The organism is Catellatospora methionotrophica, from assembly GCF_011297335.1.
Taxonomy (GTDB): domain Bacteria; phylum Actinomycetota; class Actinomycetes; order Mycobacteriales; family Micromonosporaceae; genus Catellatospora; species Catellatospora methionotrophica.
Genome location: NZ_JAAOTJ010000020.1, coordinates 1 through 16,160, shown reverse-complemented (window position 1 = coordinate 16,160; position 16,160 = coordinate 1). Strand labels below are relative to the sequence as shown.

At 71.3% G+C, this 16,160-nt stretch carries 15 protein-coding genes and 1 pseudogene; 6 read left to right on the top strand and 10 right to left on the bottom strand.

The annotated features are described in order from the left end of the window. Positions 1-87: 87 nt before the first annotated feature. The 3 genes from dxs to HAV40_RS31105 all read right to left on the bottom strand — a co-directional run bounded on the left by dxs (position 88) and on the right by HAV40_RS31105 (position 5,461). Positions 88-2,025, bottom strand: coding sequence for a 1-deoxy-D-xylulose-5-phosphate synthase (gene dxs, locus HAV40_RS31115; protein WP_166387604.1), 1,938 nt, complete (start codon positions 2,023-2,025; stop codon positions 88-90). Between the two features lie 224 nt (positions 2,026-2,249). Beyond that, positions 2,250-3,455, bottom strand: a complete 1,206-nt coding sequence (locus tag HAV40_RS31110) for a class I SAM-dependent RNA methyltransferase (protein WP_166387602.1) — start codon at positions 3,453-3,455, stop codon at positions 2,250-2,252. Next, positions 3,455-5,461 (bottom strand): APC family permease, encoded by a 2,007-nt coding sequence (locus HAV40_RS31105; RefSeq protein WP_166387600.1) that lies wholly within the window; start codon positions 5,459-5,461, stop codon positions 3,455-3,457. The genes HAV40_RS31110 and HAV40_RS31105 overlap by 1 nt, the downstream gene beginning before the upstream one ends. A gap of 182 nt (positions 5,462-5,643) precedes the next feature. Here HAV40_RS31105 and HAV40_RS31100 point away from each other — a divergent pair, with 182 nt between their 5' ends. Together HAV40_RS31100 and HAV40_RS31095 are read left to right on the top strand one after the other, a co-directional pair. Beyond that, entirely contained in the window at positions 5,644-6,306 is a 663-nt protein-coding gene (locus HAV40_RS31100) for a potassium channel family protein (protein WP_166387598.1), read from the top strand. Positions 6,307-6,317: 11 nt separating this feature from the next. Beyond that, positions 6,318-7,010, top strand: a complete 693-nt coding sequence (locus tag HAV40_RS31095) for a potassium channel family protein (RefSeq protein WP_166387596.1) — start codon at positions 6,318-6,320, stop codon at positions 7,008-7,010. Positions 7,011-7,030: 20 nt separating this feature from the next. On the opposite strand, the gene HAV40_RS31090 is transcribed toward HAV40_RS31095, so the two are convergent. The 4 genes and pseudogenes from HAV40_RS31090 to dut all read right to left on the bottom strand — a co-directional run bounded on the left by HAV40_RS31090 (position 7,031) and on the right by dut (position 9,774). After that, positions 7,031-7,759 (bottom strand): DUF3159 domain-containing protein, encoded by a 729-nt coding sequence (locus HAV40_RS31090; protein ID WP_166387594.1) that lies wholly within the window; start codon positions 7,757-7,759, stop codon positions 7,031-7,033. Between the two features lie 32 nt (positions 7,760-7,791). Then, on the bottom strand, positions 7,792-8,181 hold the full coding sequence (locus HAV40_RS31085) for an OB-fold nucleic acid binding domain-containing protein (protein ID WP_166387592.1): 390 nt from the start codon (positions 8,179-8,181) through the stop codon (positions 7,792-7,794). Between the two features lie 372 nt (positions 8,182-8,553). Then, positions 8,554-9,309 (bottom strand): annotated as a pseudogene (locus HAV40_RS31080) (DUF3710 domain-containing protein); the annotation flags it as partial. A 9-nt stretch (positions 9,310-9,318) separates the two neighbouring features. Continuing rightward, on the bottom strand, positions 9,319-9,774 hold the full coding sequence (gene dut / locus HAV40_RS31075; RefSeq protein WP_166387590.1) for a dUTP diphosphatase: 456 nt from the start codon (positions 9,772-9,774) through the stop codon (positions 9,319-9,321). Between the two features lie 176 nt (positions 9,775-9,950). Between dut and HAV40_RS31070 the strand changes: the two genes are divergently transcribed. Next, entirely contained in the window at positions 9,951-10,394 is a 444-nt protein-coding gene (locus HAV40_RS31070; RefSeq protein WP_239086597.1) for a DUF3093 domain-containing protein, read from the top strand. Here the strand turns inward: HAV40_RS31070 and HAV40_RS31065 are convergent. Continuing rightward, entirely contained in the window at positions 10,377-11,198 is an 822-nt protein-coding gene (locus tag HAV40_RS31065) for a hypothetical protein (RefSeq protein ID WP_166387586.1), read from the bottom strand. The two genes, HAV40_RS31070 and HAV40_RS31065, sit on opposite strands and share 18 nt — an antisense overlap. Positions 11,199-11,381: 183 nt before the next feature. Beyond that, positions 11,382-11,678, bottom strand: coding sequence for a DUF4193 domain-containing protein (locus tag HAV40_RS31060; protein WP_166387584.1), 297 nt, complete (start codon positions 11,676-11,678; stop codon positions 11,382-11,384). Between the two features lie 343 nt (positions 11,679-12,021). Between HAV40_RS31060 and HAV40_RS31055 the strand changes: the two genes are divergently transcribed. After that, positions 12,022-12,552, top strand: coding sequence for a LytR C-terminal domain-containing protein (locus HAV40_RS31055; RefSeq protein WP_239086595.1), 531 nt, complete (start codon positions 12,022-12,024; stop codon positions 12,550-12,552). 105 nt (positions 12,553-12,657) lie between these two features. Here the strand turns inward: HAV40_RS31055 and HAV40_RS31050 are convergent, their stop codons facing one another. Further along, the gene (locus HAV40_RS31050) at positions 12,658-13,458 is read right to left on the bottom strand and encodes an inositol monophosphatase family protein (protein WP_239086594.1); all 801 of its coding nucleotides are present in this window, start codon (positions 13,456-13,458) and stop codon (positions 12,658-12,660) included. Between the two features lie 235 nt (positions 13,459-13,693). Here HAV40_RS31050 and HAV40_RS31045 point away from each other — a divergent pair, with 235 nt between their 5' ends. Continuing rightward, positions 13,694-15,373, top strand: a complete 1,680-nt coding sequence (locus HAV40_RS31045) for an RNA polymerase sigma factor (protein ID WP_166387580.1) — start codon at positions 13,694-13,696, stop codon at positions 15,371-15,373. Positions 15,374-15,753: 380 nt separating this feature from the next. Then, positions 15,754-15,987 carry a DUF7455 domain-containing protein gene (locus tag HAV40_RS31040; RefSeq protein WP_120321755.1) on the top strand — a complete coding sequence of 78 codons (234 nt, stop codon included), beginning with the start codon at positions 15,754-15,756 and terminating at the stop codon, positions 15,985-15,987. The last annotated feature ends 173 nt before the right edge of the window (positions 15,988-16,160 follow it).

The following is a 16,160-nucleotide window of genomic DNA, read 5'->3' as shown; positions in this document are numbered from 1 at the left end:
TCCAGCGTGGCCCGTGGGGCTTCGCGTGCTCAGACGCGCCGAAGCCGCCGACGGGTTGTCGTCGGCGGCTCCGGATCCAGCGGTCGGTCAGCCGCGCACCGAGGTCACCAGTGGCGACGGGGCGGCGGAGGTCACCGCCGAGGCCCACTTGGTGACCCGCTCGGTGATCTCGGGAACGGTGAGCCCGATCTCGGCGAGGATCTCGGCGCGGGTGCCGTGGTCGATCCACGTCGACGGCACGCCCAGGTCACGCAGCGGCACGTCCACCTCGTTGTCGCGCAGCAGCTTGGACACGGCGTCGCCGACGCCACCGGCGCGTACGCCGTCCTCCAGCGTCACCACCAGCTTGTGCTCGCGGGCCAGGGGCACCAGGTCGACCGGGGCCGGGCGCACCCAGCGGGGGTCGACCACGGTGACGCCGAAGCCGCGCTCGGCCAGCTTCGCGGCGACCTGCACCGACAGGTGCGCGAACGCGCCCACCGAGACCAGCAGCACGTCCTTGCGGTCGGTCTCGGCCAGCACGTCCAGGCCGCCGAGCCCGTCCGAGCCGCCGACCCGGCGCAGCGCGGGCAGCGCCGCGGGCACCGCGCCGGTCGGGAAGCGCACGATGGTCGGGCCGTCGTCGACGCCGATCGCCTCGCGCAGCTCCTCGCGCAGCGTCTCGGCGTCGCGCGGGGCCGCGATGCGCAGGCCGGGCACCACGCCGAACACCGACATGTCCCAGATGCCGTAGTGACTCGGGCCGTCCGGGCCGGTGATGCCCGCCCGGTCCAGCACGAACGTGACCGGCAGCCGGTGCAGCGCCACGTCCAGCAGGACCTGGTCGAAGGCGCGGTTGAGGAACGTCGCGTAGATCGCCACCACCGGGTGCAGCCCGGCCAGCGCCAGGCCCGCCGCCGAGGTGGTCGCGTGCTGCTCGGCGATGCCCACGTCGTACGCCCGGCCGGGGAACGCCGCGGCGAGCTTGTCGATGCCGGTGGACTCGGGCATCGCGGCGGTGATGCCGACGACGTCGGGCCGCTCGCCCGCGATCTCGACCAGCTCCTCGGCGAACACCTTGGTCCACTTGAGGCTGGGCGCGGCCAGCAGGCGGCCGGTCTCCGGGTCGAACGCGCTCGGCGCGTGGAAGCGGTCGGCCTCGTCGTTGAGGGCCGGCTGGTAGCCGTAGCCCTTGGCGGTGACCGCGTGCACGATCACCGGTCCGCCGAAGCGGCGCGCCCGGCCCAGCGCGGACTCCAGCGCGGCCTGGTCGTGCCCGTCGACCGGCCCGATGTACTTCAGGCCCAGGTCCTCGAACATCGCCTGCGGCGCGACCGCGTCCTTGATGCCCTTCTTGACCGCGTGCAGGGCGTCGAACAGCGGCTTGCCGACCAGCGGGGTCTTCTCCAACGCGTCCTTGACCAGGTCCAGGACCTTCTCGTACCCCGGGTTCAGGCGCAGCGTGGCGAGGTGGTCGGCCAGGCCGCCGATCGTCGGCGCGTACGAGCGGCCGTTGTCGTTGACGATGATCACCAACGGGTTGTCCGTGGCGGCGATGTTGTTCAGCGCCTCCCAGCACATGCCGCCGGTCAGCGCGCCGTCCCCGACGACCGCGACGACGTGGCGCTTCTCCCCGCGCTGGGCGTATCCCTTGGCCATGCCGTCGGCGTAGGAGAGGGCGGTCGAGGCGTGGCAGTTCTCGACCAGGTCGTGCTCGCTCTCGGCCTGGCTCGGGTAGCCGGTGAGGCCACCGCGCTGGCGCAGCTGGTCGAAGCCGTCCATCCGGCCGGTGACCATCTTGTGCACGTATGCCTGGTGGCCGGTGTCGAAGATGAAGCGGTCGGCCGGGGAGTCGAACACCCGGTGCATCGCGAGAGTGAGCTCCACCACACCGAGGTTCGGGCCGATGTGCCCGCCGGTGCGCGCGACCTTCGCGATCAGGAAGTCGCGGATCTCGGCCGCCAGGCCGGTCAGCTGCTCCGGGGACAGGGTCTTGAGATCCTGCGGTCCCTTGACGGAACTCAGCAGGGTCGCGCCCTCATTCATGCCTTCTCCTCGCTGCGCTCGTCGGCGGCCTGAAGCACACCAGCCCCGCCCAATGCCCTCGCCGCGCTCTCACCGCCGGTCCGTGCGGCACTCCGGTGGGAGTGCTCTGCGTACCGCTTACCCATGTCCGGGAAGTCTATCGGCAGCACGCACGGCCGCTCACCGGCTCGCCACCCCTTCACACGACCTTCACTCACCCCTGCTCCCCGTGCGGTGCTGGGAATTCACCCCCGCGGGGTCAGCAGGGCCACGCACTCGACGTGATGGGTCTGCGGGAAGCAGTCGAAGGCCCGCAGTTCCCGCAGTTCCCAGCCTTGTTCACGGAAGGTGCGCACGTCACGGCCCAGTGCGGCCGGATCGCAGGCCACGTATGCCACCGCGCGTGGGCGGGCCGCTGTGATGGCGCGCACCACGGCCGCCCCGGCCCCGGTGCGCGGCGGGTCCAGCACCACCACGTCGGGGTGCGGCAGCCGCTCCTTGGGCCGCCGGTCGCGGTGCAGCGCCCGCTCGACCGTCGCCTCGATGACGCGCACCGGCAGCGCGGCCAGGTTGTTCCGGGCCGCGACAACCCCGTCGCGGGCCGACTCGACCAGGGTCACCGCGCCGGTCACCCCGACCCGGTCGGCCAGCGCGGCGCCGAACAGCCCCGCGCCGCCGTACAGGTCCCAGGCGTGCTCGCCGGGCTGCGGGTCCAGCATCGCCAGCACCGCCTGCACCAGCGTCTCCGCCGAGGCGGGGTGGACCTGCCAGAACCCGCCCGCGGAGATCGTGAACCCGTGCCCGGCGGCCCGCTCCACGATCTGCTGCGGCGGGTCCTGGACCAGCTGCGCGGGCCCGGCCGACGGCTTGACCACGTCGATCAGGTCGGTGTCCGGCCAGCGCCTCCCCAGCACGTCGAGCTGCTGGATCTCCGGGTGCGCGATACGGCAGCGGTCGATCGCCACCACCTCGTTCGACCGGTGCTTGAGCAGACCGGGCCGCCCGAGCGCGTCCGCGCGGTAGCGGACGCGGGTGCGCCACCCCTCGTCGCCGCCGGGCAGCGCCTCGACCGTGACGCCCAGCGCCGCGACCTCGGCCGCGTCGAGCTTGCCCAGGCGCTCCAGCTGCTCGCGCACCACGGCCGCCTTCCACTCCCGCTGCGCGGGGGACGCGACATGCTGCAGGTCGCAGCCTCCGCAGCCGTCGGCATGGGCGTACGGGCAGCGCGGGGTGATCCGGTCGGCCGCCGCCTCGATCACCTCGACGCAGTCGCCGCGCAGGTAGGCCTTGTGCAGCTCGGTGATCTCCACGACCACCCGCTCACCGGGCAGCGCGTGCCGTACGAAGATCACCTGGCCCTCGTGCCGGGCCACGCAGTGCCCGCCGTGCGCGATCGGCCCGACGGTCACCTCGACCTTGTCGCCCTCGTAGAGCTCTGTCACGGCTGCCATCAGGCGTCCTCCCCCGCGCGCGGGCCACGGGCCGGGCTGCGTACCAGGTCGCGGTCCAGCCGGTCCAGGTCGGTGCTGTTGGTCGAGGCCAGCTGCCAGGGCACGCTGGTGACCATGACGCCCGGCTCGTACAGCAGCCGGCCCTTGATCCGCAGCGCCGACTGGTTGTGCAGGATGTGCTCCCACCAGCGGCCCACCACGTACTCCGGGATGTAGACCGTCACCACGTCGCGCGGCGAGGCCCGGCGCAGCGACTTCACGTAGTCGATGATGGGGCGGCTGATCTCCCGGTAGGGGGAGTCGACCACGGTCAGCGGCGTGTTGATGCCGCGCCGCTCCCATTCGGCCTGGATGGCGCGGGTGTCGGCGACGTCCACGTTGACCGTCAGCGCGGTCAGCGTGTCCGGCCGGGTCGCCTTCGCGTAGGCCAGCGCTCGCATGGTCGGCAGGTGCAGCTTGCTGACCAGCACGATCGCGTGGTTGCGGGCGGGCAGCACCGGCCGTTCCTCCGACGGGACCAGTTCGCGGGCGACCGTGTCGTAGTGCTTGCGGATGCCGACCATCACCGCGTAGATCACCGCCATCGCGGCGATCGAGATCCACGCGCCGTGGGTGAACTTGGTCAGCAGCACCAGGATCAGCACGAAGCCGGTCAGCACCGCGCCGAAGCCGTTGATCACCCGGGACCGCTTCATGCGCCGCCGGGTCGCCTGGTCGCGCTCGGTGCGCAGCAGCCGGTTCCAGTGCCGCAGCATGCCGATCTGCGACAGGGTGAACGACACGAACACCCCGACGATGTACAGCTGGATCAGCCGCGTGGTCTCCGCCTGGAACGCGACGACCAGGATCGCCGCGAAGACGGCCAGCAGCAGGATGCCGTTGGAGAACGCCAGCCGGTCGCCGCGGGTGTGCAACTGGCGCGGCAGGTACCGGTCCTGCGCCAGGATCGAGCCCAGCACCGGGAAGCCGTTGAACGCGGTGTTGGCGGCCAGCACCAGGATGAGCGCGGTCACCGCGATCACCAGGTAGAAGCCGACCGGGAAGTGGTCGAAGATCGTCGACGCGAGCTGTGCGATCACGGTCGGCTGCACGTAGTTCGGCGCGACGTCCACGATCTGCTCCGCCGGGTTCTCGACGTACTGCAGCCCGGTCTTGAGGCTCAGCGCGATGATCGAGACCAGCATGATGATCGACAGCAGGCCGAGCATCAGCAGTGTGGTGGCCGCGTTCCTGCTCTTGGGCGGCTTGAACGCGGGCACCCCGTTGGAGATCGCCTCGACACCGGTGAGTGCCGCGCAGCCCGACGAGAACGCGCGCACCAGCAGGAAGGCGAAGGCGAAGCTCGCACCGACCTGCAGGCCGTGCTCGGGCAGGATGGTCAGGTCCGCGCTCGGGGCCTTCAGGTCCTCGCCCAGCACGAAGATCCGGACCACACCCCAGCCGATCAGGCCGAGCATCGCCAGCATGAACAGGTAGGTCGGGATGGCGAACATGAAACCCGACTCGCGCAGGCCGCGCAGGTTCACGGCGGCCAGCAGCGCGATCAGCACCACCGCGGTGACCACCTCGTGCCGGCCGATCAGCGGGATCGCCGCGCCGAGGTTCTCCACGCCCGACGAGATCGACACCGCCACCGTGAGCACGTAGTCGACCAGCAGCGCGCTGCCGACGGCCAGACCGGACTTGGAACCCAGGTTGACGGTCGCGACCTCGTAGTCGCCACCACCGGACGGGTAGGCATGCACATTCTGCCGGTAGCTGGCGACGACGGTCAGCATGACCACCACGACCGCCAGCGCCACCCACGGGGAGTACACGTAGGCGGCCGCGCCCGCGATCGACAGGGTCAGCAGGATCTCGTTCGGCGCGTAGGCGACGCTGGACAGCGCGTCGGAGGCGAAGATCGGTAGTGCGATGCGCTTGGGCAGCAGGGTGTGCTGCAGTCGGTCGGAACGGAACGGCCTGCCGAGCAGGAGGCGCTTCAGCAGGGAGGTAGGTCTCGCCACATGTGGGAGCCTACGACGCCCGGGCGCGAAGCCACGTGGCACTCTGATGTCGCGCGCCGTTAGCGCGCATGGCAGGCTGGGCGACGTGGGAAGTCCCCGCGACGCGCGCCGCCCACCGGCGGCCCGCCCGGGACGAGCCGCTGACGCGGGGCCGGACGACGGCATTGCCGGAAGGACGTGACGTGCACGTTGTGATCATGGGGTGCGGCCGGGTCGGCTCGACGCTCGCGCACAGCCTGGAGGCGCGCGGCCACTCCGTCTCGATCATCGATCAGGACGCCGACGCGTTCCGCCGCCTGTCCCCCGACTTCGCGGGCACCACGGTCACCGGGGTCGGCTTCGACCGCGAAGTCCTCGTGCAGGCCGGCATCGAACGCGCCGACGCGTTCGCCGCGGTCTCCAGCGGCGACAACTCCAACATCATCTCCGCGCGGCTGGCCCGCGAGACGTTCGGCGTGCAGCGCGTCGTGGCCCGCATCTACGACCAGCGCCGCGCCGAGGTGTACGAGCGGCTGGGCATCCCCACCGTCGCGACCGTGCGCTGGACCGCCGACCGCATCGTGCGGCACCTGGTGCCCGAGGGCGCCACCGAGCTCTACCGCGACCCCACCAGCACCGTCGCCATCATCGAAACCCCGGTGAACCCCGCCTGGATCGGCCACCCGCTGCAGGCGCTGGAGGACGCGACCGGCACCCGGACTGCCTTCCTGATGCGCTTCGGCCTCGGCGCGCTGACCACCTCATCGACCGTGCTGCAGGACGGCGACCAGGTGTTCATGCTGGTCACCGACGACATCGCGGAAACCGTCACCAAGATCGCCGCCGCGCCGCCGGCCGCGGCCTAGGAGGAGTCACCATGCGGGTCGCCATCGCCGGTGCGGGCAACGTCGGGCGCTCCATCGCCCAGGAGCTGATCGAGAACGGCCACCAGGTCATGCTGCTGGAGCGCCAGCCGCGCATGCTGCGCCCCGAGCGGGTGCCCGCCGCCGACTGGGTGCTCGCCGACGCCTGCGAGCTGTCCAGCCTCCAGGAGATCAACCTCGCCGCCTGCGACGTCGTCGTCGCCGCCACCGGTGACGACAAGGTCAACCTGGTGGTGTCGCTGCTGGCCAAGACCGAGTTCGCGGTCCCGCGCGTGGTCGCCCGGGTCAACCGGGCCGAGAACGAGTGGCTGTTCACCGAGCAGTGGGGCGTGGACGTCTCCGTCTCCAAGCCGCGCGTGATGGCGGCGCTGGTCGAGGAGGCCGTCACCGTCGGCGACCTGGTCCGGCTGATGACCTTCCGGCACGGCGAGGCCAACCTCGTCGAGATCACCCTGCCCGAGGACGCGCCGCACGTCGGCCTGCCGGTCCGCTCCATCCCGCTGCCGCCCGACAGCGCGCTGGTCGCCATCGTGCGCGGCCGCCGCGTGCTCGCCCCGACCCCCGACGACCCGGTGGAGGTCGGCGACGAGCTGGTCTTCGTCTGCACCGTCGAGGTCGAGGAGCAGGTCCGCTCGGTCATGCTCGGCGCCGACAGCGTCGAGAAGACCCGCTCCCGTCGCCGCTGACCCCGTGAAAATCAGCCGCGTCAGGCGGGGCGGGGTTCCTCGCGGCGTACGCGGCGGACGACCCCGAAGCTGATCACGACGAGCAGGGCGAACAGTGGCGTGCCCATCGCGATGCGGGCGATGCCGAGCGCGGTGCCCTGCTCGGCCATCCACAGCCAGCCCTGGACCACCACCTTGATCGCGAACACGGCCGCCCACAGCGCGGTCAGCAGCGAGAAGGCGCGCACCAGGCGGTCGTCGCCGCGCCAGTCGTTGCGGCCGCCGTTGGCGATCACCGACCAGAACCAGCCCACCATCGGGTGGCGCAGCGCGATCGAGCCCAGCAGCACCACGATCTGCCCCATCGTGATCCAGATACCCGGCAGGTAGAAGTCGACCTCCTTGCCGGAGTCCCAGGCCATCCACGCCCCCAGGGCGATGCCGAACAGCCCGTTCAACGCGAACCGGACCGGCCGCTTCTGGGCCAGCCGGACCACGGCGACCACGATCGCCACCGCCGCGGACGCGCCGATCGCGGACTGCAGCGCGATGCGCGACTCCTCGGCCGGGAACCAGAAGCCCAGCACGATGTTGGTCAGCACGAACACGATGACGGGAATGGCCGCCTCGGTCATCCCCCGCCAGCCGCCCAGCTGCTGGGCGACCTGTTCGGCGAACGGCGGGAGCTCCTCGGGATCGTCCTTGGTCAGGGCACGGTCACGGTCGCTCTTGGTCAGGGCACGGTCACGGTCGCTGACAGGCTCGCTCATGATCTGCTCCTCGCTGCGCGCGGATCGCTCGCTCACGCGGCCGCTTCCAGCTCGTAGTAAGGGTTGTAGATGACCTTGCGGCCGTCCCGTACGGCGACGCGCCCCCGCACGTGCACCCCGCGACCCGGTTCGATGCCGTTGATGTGGCGGCGGCCGAGGAAGACCAGGGTGATCAGGTCGGTGCCGTCGTAGAGGTCGGCTTCCAGCGTCGGCAGGTTGGTGCGCGGCGTATAGACCACGGTGCGCAGGCGGCCGCTGACGTTGACGAGATCGCCACGGTGCACGGTGTCCGCGCAGACGCAGCCCGCCAGCTGGGTGTCCCGGCGCAGTTCCTCGGACTCCAGCTCGGAGTCGGAGGCCGTGAGCCGGTGGAGCATGCCACGCAGCCCCTTGTGCCGTGATCGGGCTTCGTCGGTCGACATGACCTGCTTCATCCTTCCCCGCCGGGGCGAGGTCCCCGAACGGCGCGTATCAAGCCAGCCTACTGCGGGCCGCCCCGGGTGGGGACACCCCGGGCCGAACAACACGGGCGGGCGGCGCGCGCCGCGCGAACGGGGCGCGCGCCGGGGCGCACAGTGCGGCCGAGGTCAGTCGCGGCGCGGGCGCGGTGAGGGCTTGCGGCGCGGCACGTCACCGGCGGCCGGGGCCGCAGTGCCGTTGACGCCCGCCGGCGCGATCGAGCCGAACGGGGTCGGCGCGGGCGGCGGCGGCACCCGGCCGGGCACCAGCTGGTTGCCGGAGCCGCCGTACGGGTCGCCGTAGGCGTTCTCGCCGTACTGCTGCTGGCGGGGCTGCTCGACGGGCGGCTCGGCCGGAGCCTCGGCGGCGGCCTTGCGGGCCGCGGCCTCCTCGGCCATGTTCGCGGGCAGGCGCAACGGCAGCGCCTCGCGGACCGGGCGGGCCGTGTCGTCGCGGCGCACCGCGAGGCCGGTCAGCACCAGGGTCAGCGGTCCGGCCTCGGTCACGTCGACCGCGGCCGGGCCCTGGAACACCGCACGGACCATCCAGCGCGGCCCGTCGACGCCGATGAAGCGCAGGTCGTTGAAGCCCTCGGGGGTACGGATCCGGGCCCGCAGCTCGATGCCCCAGCGCCCGGTCACCTCCTCGGCCCCGACGCCGTCGGCGAACAGGGACTTGCGGATCTCCTCGCGCACCTCGTCCCAGATGCCCTCGGTCCGCGGCGCGGCGAAGACGCCCAGCTGGAGCGCGTTGGGGCCGTGCACGAGCGCGATCTGCTGGATCACGCCCTGCTCACCGGCCTGCACCCGGATCTCGACCCCGTCGACCGCGGGCAGCAGCAGGCTGCCCAGGTCCAGCCGGGGGGCGTCGGGCGCGTCGTACTCGTCGTACGGGCCGTCGTCGCCGAAGATCGAGGGCTCGGGGGAAAGGGCGCCGTTGGCGGCCGGAGCGGTGGGACGGTCAGCCTCCTCGGGCTGCCAGTCCTCGCCGAGCAGCGCGGCGCGCCGGGCGGCGCGGGCGTCCACGAACTTCGGCTCCTCCGCCTTGGCGTGCCGGCCACCCGTGGCCGCACGTCGTCGCGAGAAGATCACTGTTCCTCCTCATTTCCCCGTCGAGCCGTGCCCGCCGGTGCCCCGTACGGATTCCGGCAGTTCGGCGACGTCGTGGAAGTGTGCCCGCTCCACCCGCTGCACGACAAGTTGCGCGATGCGGTCGCCGCGAGAGATCTTGGCGGTGTTCGCCCGGTCATGGTTGATCAGCTGGACCAGGATCTCGCCCCGGTAGCCCGCGTCCACGGTGCCGGGCGCGTTGAGCACGGTCACCCCCATCTTGGCGGCCAGACCGGACCGGGGGTGGACCAATCCCACGAACCCGTCCGGCAGGGCTATCGCCACCCCCGTCGGCACGAGCCGGCGCTCGCCCGGCGCGAGCACCGCATCCTCGGCGGCGTACAGGTCGGCGCCGGCGTCGCCCGGATGGGCGTACGACGGCGGGGGCAGGTCCGGGTCGAGCCGCCGGATCGGCACCACGACGGGCGGGGTCGCAGGGGGATACAACGGTCAAACCTCCGGGGGGAAGTGCCTGACGCGCGCCCGCGACGGGAGCTGCGTCTCTTGCCTCTATCCTGCCGCGCCTGATCGACCCGGCGGGCCCTACCCTCGATGCTGTGACACATCCCGGCGGCACGGCATCCTCAGGCACAACGGCGACAGGGGCCGGTGCGGCACGGCCTGTGTCCGGTCACACCGAGCGCCTGTCCGTGCCATGGTGGCTGTGGCTGCCGTCCTTGCTGGTGGGAGCCGTGTTGGCGGCGCAGGTCGGTTTGGGCGCGGCCGGTCCCCGTGGCTGGGTGGCGTACCCGGTAGTGCTGACCCTGGTGGTGGTCGGCCTGTGGCGGCTCGGCCGGATCAGGATCAGTGTGACCGGCGACGAGTTCCTGGTCGACGACGCCCGGCTGCCGCTGCGCCACATCGCGCAGGTCATCCCGCTGGACGCCGAGACCAAGCGCGAGCTGCTCGGGCCCAGCGCCGATCCGATGGCGTTCGTCGTGCAGCGGCCGTGGGTCCCCGGCGCGGTGCAGGTGGTGCTCGACGACCCCGACGACGTCACGCCGTACTGGGTGATCAGCAGCCGCCGGCCCGAGGACCTCGCCCGCGCGCTACGCCGCGTCGGCTGATCCCGGCGGCAGCACCGGACGGGGAAGCTTGAGCCGCAGGTCGTTGCGGATGTCGTTGCCCAGCCGGCGGGTGGCCTTGCGGTTGAGGTAGCTGGCGATGGCCGCGCCGGTCAGCAGCGGGCCCAGCGTGGTCAGGTTGCGCCCGAACCGCTTGAGCACCATGTCGCGCAACTGCTTGCGGGTGGCCGTGCCGAGCACCGTGGCCGCGGCCGCGCCGGGCAGCATCGGGCTGATGCCGCGGTGGCTGGCCCAGGCCTGCATGAGGCTGACGGCCCGCTGTGACGGCGTGCCGATAACCGGCTGGCCGTACACCTCGTGCAGCTCGCCGATGAGCTTGAGCTCGATGCCGACGACCCCGACCGTCTCCGTCGCCAGCAGCACCGGCGTGGACAGCAGGGTGGGCGGCACCGCCCATTCGATGGAGGCCATGCCGCCGCCGACCGCGCCGACACCCGCGGCGGCGCGGGCCGCGTTGCGGATCAGCCGCTCGGCCAGGGCGTCGTCGCTGAGGCCCGGGTAGTGCCGCCGCAGCGTCTCCAGGTTGCGGACCGGCACGTGCGGGGCCAGGTCGGAGACCGCCTCGGTGATCCAGTTGATCGCCTTGCGGGGCATGAAGACTTCCTTGACCCCGCGCTCGCGCAGGCCCACCAGCATGCGCCCGAGCAGTTTGCGCCGTCCGGCCTTGTCCAGGTCCTCGTCGGCCAGCGCCCCCACCGCGAGCGCCAGTTCGTCCGGCCGTCCGGCGCCGGGCGCGGCAGGGCCCGACGAGGTCTCGTCGGGCACCTGGTCGGGGCTGGGGGTCATGGCAGGCTCCTGTCAGCTGAGATGGCGCCCGGTGTTCGCGACGGTCGTCACGGCCACCCGGTATCAGGCCCGTGCGGCACGCCGCGTCCGATGGCGGCGTGCCTACGATCGGTGTACCCAGATGTTCTGCGCCATCTCACCCCATCGCGTCAAGCCCCGGAATCGTCCGGAAGGCACCCGCGGTCAGGCGCACTCGCGGCAGATCGGCTCGCCGTTGCGCTCGCCTGCCAGCTGGCTGCGGTGGTGCACCAGGAAACAGCGCGAGCAGCGGAACTCGTCGGCCTGCATCGGCACGACCTTCACCGTCAGCTCCTCGTCGGCGAGGTCGCCGCCGGGCAGTTCGAAGTTCTCGCCGAGGTCGGTGTCGTCCACGTCCACGCTGCCCGACTGTGTGTCGACACGCCTGGCCTTCAGCTCCTCGAGGCTGTCCTCACCGAGGTCGGCCTCGTCACGGCGCGGCGCGTCGTAGTCGGTGGCCATCGATTGTCACACTCCCAATTTGTGTCTTGTCCGTCATGCGTACGCGGCGTCGTCACTCTCGACGAGCGCGGTACTTTAGCGCGCCCGTGTGGGAGTTGTACGCTCCCGCACGCGAAGTTGTTCCCGATGTGACTGAGCCGACAGCGTTATGGGGCCGCCGGGTCAGGCGAGACCAAGGTAGGGGCAGCCGCCCGCCGATCACGGTCGGCGCGCCGGGAACGTCCGGCCAATTCCGGCCGTCTGTCGGGTCGCGGCCCCCGGCGGGCCGGTCAACCGATAATCTCTGGCCCTATGCCGTCAAGTGGCGGCAGCGGACCTCTGGCTCACGGGGAGCGGCACCGAGATGCAACTAGCACGAATTCGGGCGATCGCCATCATCAGCACCCTGGCGATCATCGGTATCACCCTGGCCGTGATCACGCTCAATCGTGACACGCAGAGTGACGCTCCGGTGGTCCAGAGCTGTCCGGCGGGCTACGTGCCCGTCGACAACACGCTGCCCGATTCCGAGAGCGACGTGAAGATCAACGTCTACAACGCCACGACCACGGTCGACCTCGCCCGTAACGTGGCCGCGGACTTCACCAACCGCAAGTTCAAGGTGGAGAAGACCGGCAACGAGAAGAAGGCCCAGCCCGAGATCGTCGCCGAGCTGCGCTACGGCCCCAAGACGGTCGGCGCGGCCCAGCTGCTCAAGGCGTACTTCCTCAACGACGTCGAGCCGGTGTTCGACATCAAGCGTGACAACGACACCATCGACGTGATCATCGGCGGGCAGTTCAAGCAGCTCGCCACGCCCACCGAGATGCGCCAGGCGGTCGCCGCGCTGGGCCGTCCCGTGCTGCCCGAGGGCACCTGCGCGGAGAAGCCCTGACCTATCGCACCCCGGGTCGCCCCACCCTGAGCGAGGAAGGCTCCGTCCGGCCGCTGTACGCGGCCGGACGGAGCCTTCGGTCGTTCCTGGTCACCCCGCTGAGGCCTACGGGCCGCCGTCCGCCAGCAGCCCGCTGAGCAGGGAGTCCAGTGAGGCGTGCAGGGCAGGCGGCGCGGCCAGCACCATCGCGGTGCCTGCCGGGCGGCCGGACAGGCCGGTGACCAGCAACCCGGCCTCGTGCGCGATCAGGCCGCCGGCGGCCAGGTCCCACTCCGCCAGGCCCTTCTCGTAGTACGCGTCGAGCATCCCCTCGGCCGCCGCGCACAGGTCCAGCGCGGCCGCCCCCATCCGCCGGATGTCGCGTACCAGTGGCAGCACCTGGGCCACCACGCCCGCCTGATGGGCGCGCCGCTCCCGGGCGTAGCCGAAGCCCGTGCCGACCAGCGACAGGGCCAGCTCGGTGGCCGTCGAGCCGGTCAGCCGCCGCCCGTCGCGCCACGCTCCGTGGCCCCGCGCCGCGGTCCAGGTGTCCCCGGTCGCCGCGTTGCGCACCACCCCGGCCACGACCTGCCCGTCCACCTCCGCCGCGATCGACACGGCGTACTGGGCCAGCCCGTAGAGGTAGTTGACCGTCCCGTCGATCGGATCCACGATCCAGCGGACGCCGCCCGCACCGGCAATTCCCGCGCCGCCGAACTCCTCGCCGAGTACCGTGTCACCCGGACGCCGCGCCGCCAGCGCGGCGATCACCTGTTGCTCGACCGCGCGGTCCGCGGCCGTCACGACGTCCGTCGCGGTGGATTTCGTGCCGACATCGTTGATCGCCTCGTTACGCATACGGCGAGCGGTGTCGGCCGCGTCAGCGGCCACCTGCACCGCGATATCCAGCAATTCCAGCTCGTTCACGACCGTCCTCCTCGTCACCTGGTGCCATCCTGCCAAGGCCCCGGAGCCCGCTCGCGGACCTCCTGCGGCGTGCGCGCCGAGATGATCGCCGGGTACGGCGCTACAATTCACGCCTGCCACGTGCCGAAGGCGCGAGGGCATCCACACATCACACTGGCTGACCTACCGCGACGCGCCATGCGACGCGGCCGATGCCGCAGATTCTTGTTTGATACTCGCCTCCGGAAGGTCGTCCGTGACTGAAGCCCGCCAGATCAGCGCCGACGTTCGCACGCTCACCGACATGCTGCTCGCCCAAGCCGCAGGCGCCGGCGGCCGGCTCACGCCTGCGGATGTCGCGCGCACCGTCGAGGCTGCCGACGTCACGCCCGCCCAGGCCAAGAAGATGCTTCGGGCTCTGCTCGAGGCGGGCGTGACGGTCGAGGTCGACGACTCCGCCAACGGCCGCCGCAAGGTGGCCGCCGCGCGGGCCGCGACTCCCGCCTCGAAGGCCACCACCGCGAAGGCGGCCCCGCCCGCCGCGTCGAAGACCGTCAAGCCCGCCGCACCCAAGCAGGCCGCACCGACCGAGGGCGGCGCCGAGGCGTCCGCTCCGGTCAAGCTGGCCCCGAAGGCCGCTCCGGCCAAGGCCGCCCCCGCCAAGGCGGTGAAGGCGGCCGCCAAGGCCGCCCCCGCGAAGGCGGAGGACGGCGCCGAGGGCACCAAGGCTCCCGCGAAGAAGGCAGCCGCCAAGAAGGCTGTCGAGAAGAAGACAGGCGACAAGGCCGTCCCCGCCAAGGCCGCCAAGAAGGGCGAGCCCGGCGAGGGCGACGAGCCCGACGGCGCCGACCTCTCCATCGAGGAGCTGGCCGCCGATCTTGAGGACGTCGTGGTCGACGAGCCGGTCGAGGTGGCCCAGGCCGCCGAGGCCGACGCCGCCGCCTCCGACGACTTCGAGTGGGACGCCGAGGAGTCCGAGGCGCTCAAGCAGGCCCGCAAGGACGCCGAGCTGACCGCGTCGGCCGACTCGGTCCGCGCCTACCTCAAGCAGATCGGCAAGGTTCCGCTGCTCAACGCGGAGCAGGAGGTCGAGCTCGCCAAGCGCATCGAGGCCGGGCTGTACGCCGCCGAGCGGCTGCGCCAGGCCGAGGAGGAGGGCCTGTCGCTGACCCGCGACATGCAGCGCGACCTGCTGTGGGTCTCCCGTGACGGCGAGCGGGCCAAGAACCACCTGCTGGAGGCCAACCTCCGCCTGGTGGTCTCGCTGGCCAAGCGCTACACCGGTCGCGGCATGGCGTTCCTGGACCTGATCCAGGAGGGCAACCTCGGCCTCATCCGCGCCGTCGAGAAGTTCGACTACACCAAGGGCTACAAGTTCTCCACGTACGCCACCTGGTGGATCCGCCAGGCCATCACCCGCGCCATGGCCGACCAGGCCCGCACCATCCGCATCCCGGTGCACATGGTCGAAGTGATCAACAAGCTCGGCCGCATACAGCGTGAGCTGCTCCAGGACCTGGGCCGTGAGCCCACCCCGGAAGAGCTGGCCAAGGAGATGGACATCACCCCGGAGAAGGTGCTGGAGATCCAGCAGTACGCCCGGGAGCCCATCTCGCTGGACCAGACCATCGGCGACGAGGGCGACAGCCAGCTCGGCGACTTCATCGAGGACTCAGAGGCGGTCGTGGCCGTCGACGCGGTCTCCTTCTCGCTGCTGCAGGACCAGCTCCAGCAGGTGCTGCAGACGCTGTCCGAGCGGGAGGCGGGCGTGGTGCGCCTGCGGTTCGGCCTCACCGACGGCCAGCCGCGGACTTTAGACGAGATCGGGCAGGTGTACGGGGTCACCCGTGAGCGCATCCGGCAGATCGAGTCCAAGACCATGTCCAAGCTGCGGCACCCGTCGCGCTCGCAGGTCCTGCGCGACTACCTCGACTAACACCAGCTAGTCAAGTCGACATTCATCGCGTATCGGACATTTACCATCCACCGAACGTACAGAGTTGGTCACCGTGCGTACATACACGGGTAGGCGCTCTGTTTCTGTTCGACGCGCGATCGTTGACGTGGCACTCTGGTGGAACGGCACACTGTGCAGGACGGGTCATCTCCCCGATAGCCCGTCTGACCAGGTAGGCTCGAACGCTCACCGGCTGTGACCCCGGTCCCCCCGAGGCCCCAACCGGGAAGCCCTCCGGCGCGGCCGGTGTTGGAGGCTTCATGGGCAACGAGCTGAATGACAATGGCGGGTTCGGCGCTGCTGGACTCGGCGGATCGACGATGGATATCAGCATCGGTGACGACCAGAGGAGGAAGGCGATGACCCAGACCCTCACGCCGCCGCCGGAAACGGTGGCTGCCCCAGCCGCCGATGAACGGTGCGACCGCTGTAACGCGGCGGGCAAATTGCGTGTGAAGCTGGCCGGTGGGGGCGAGCTGGTGTTCTGCGGACACCACGCCAACAAGTACGCCGACGACCTTGTCAAGATTGCCGTGGAAGTGGCGGCGGACCCCGAGTTCACCTGGCGGGGCGCCGACATGATGGCCAAGTAACCAACAAGCCTGACCCGAAGGGGGCCCGCAACCAGCGGGCCCCCTTCGGCGTACCCACCCACCCCCGCCACCCCGATCGAGCCGCAACTCTTAAAGACTTGGGCCCTCCCGCGTGTGCGGTGGGCCCAAGTCTTTAAGAGTTGCGCAGGTGGGGGGCGGGTGGGGGCGGGTGC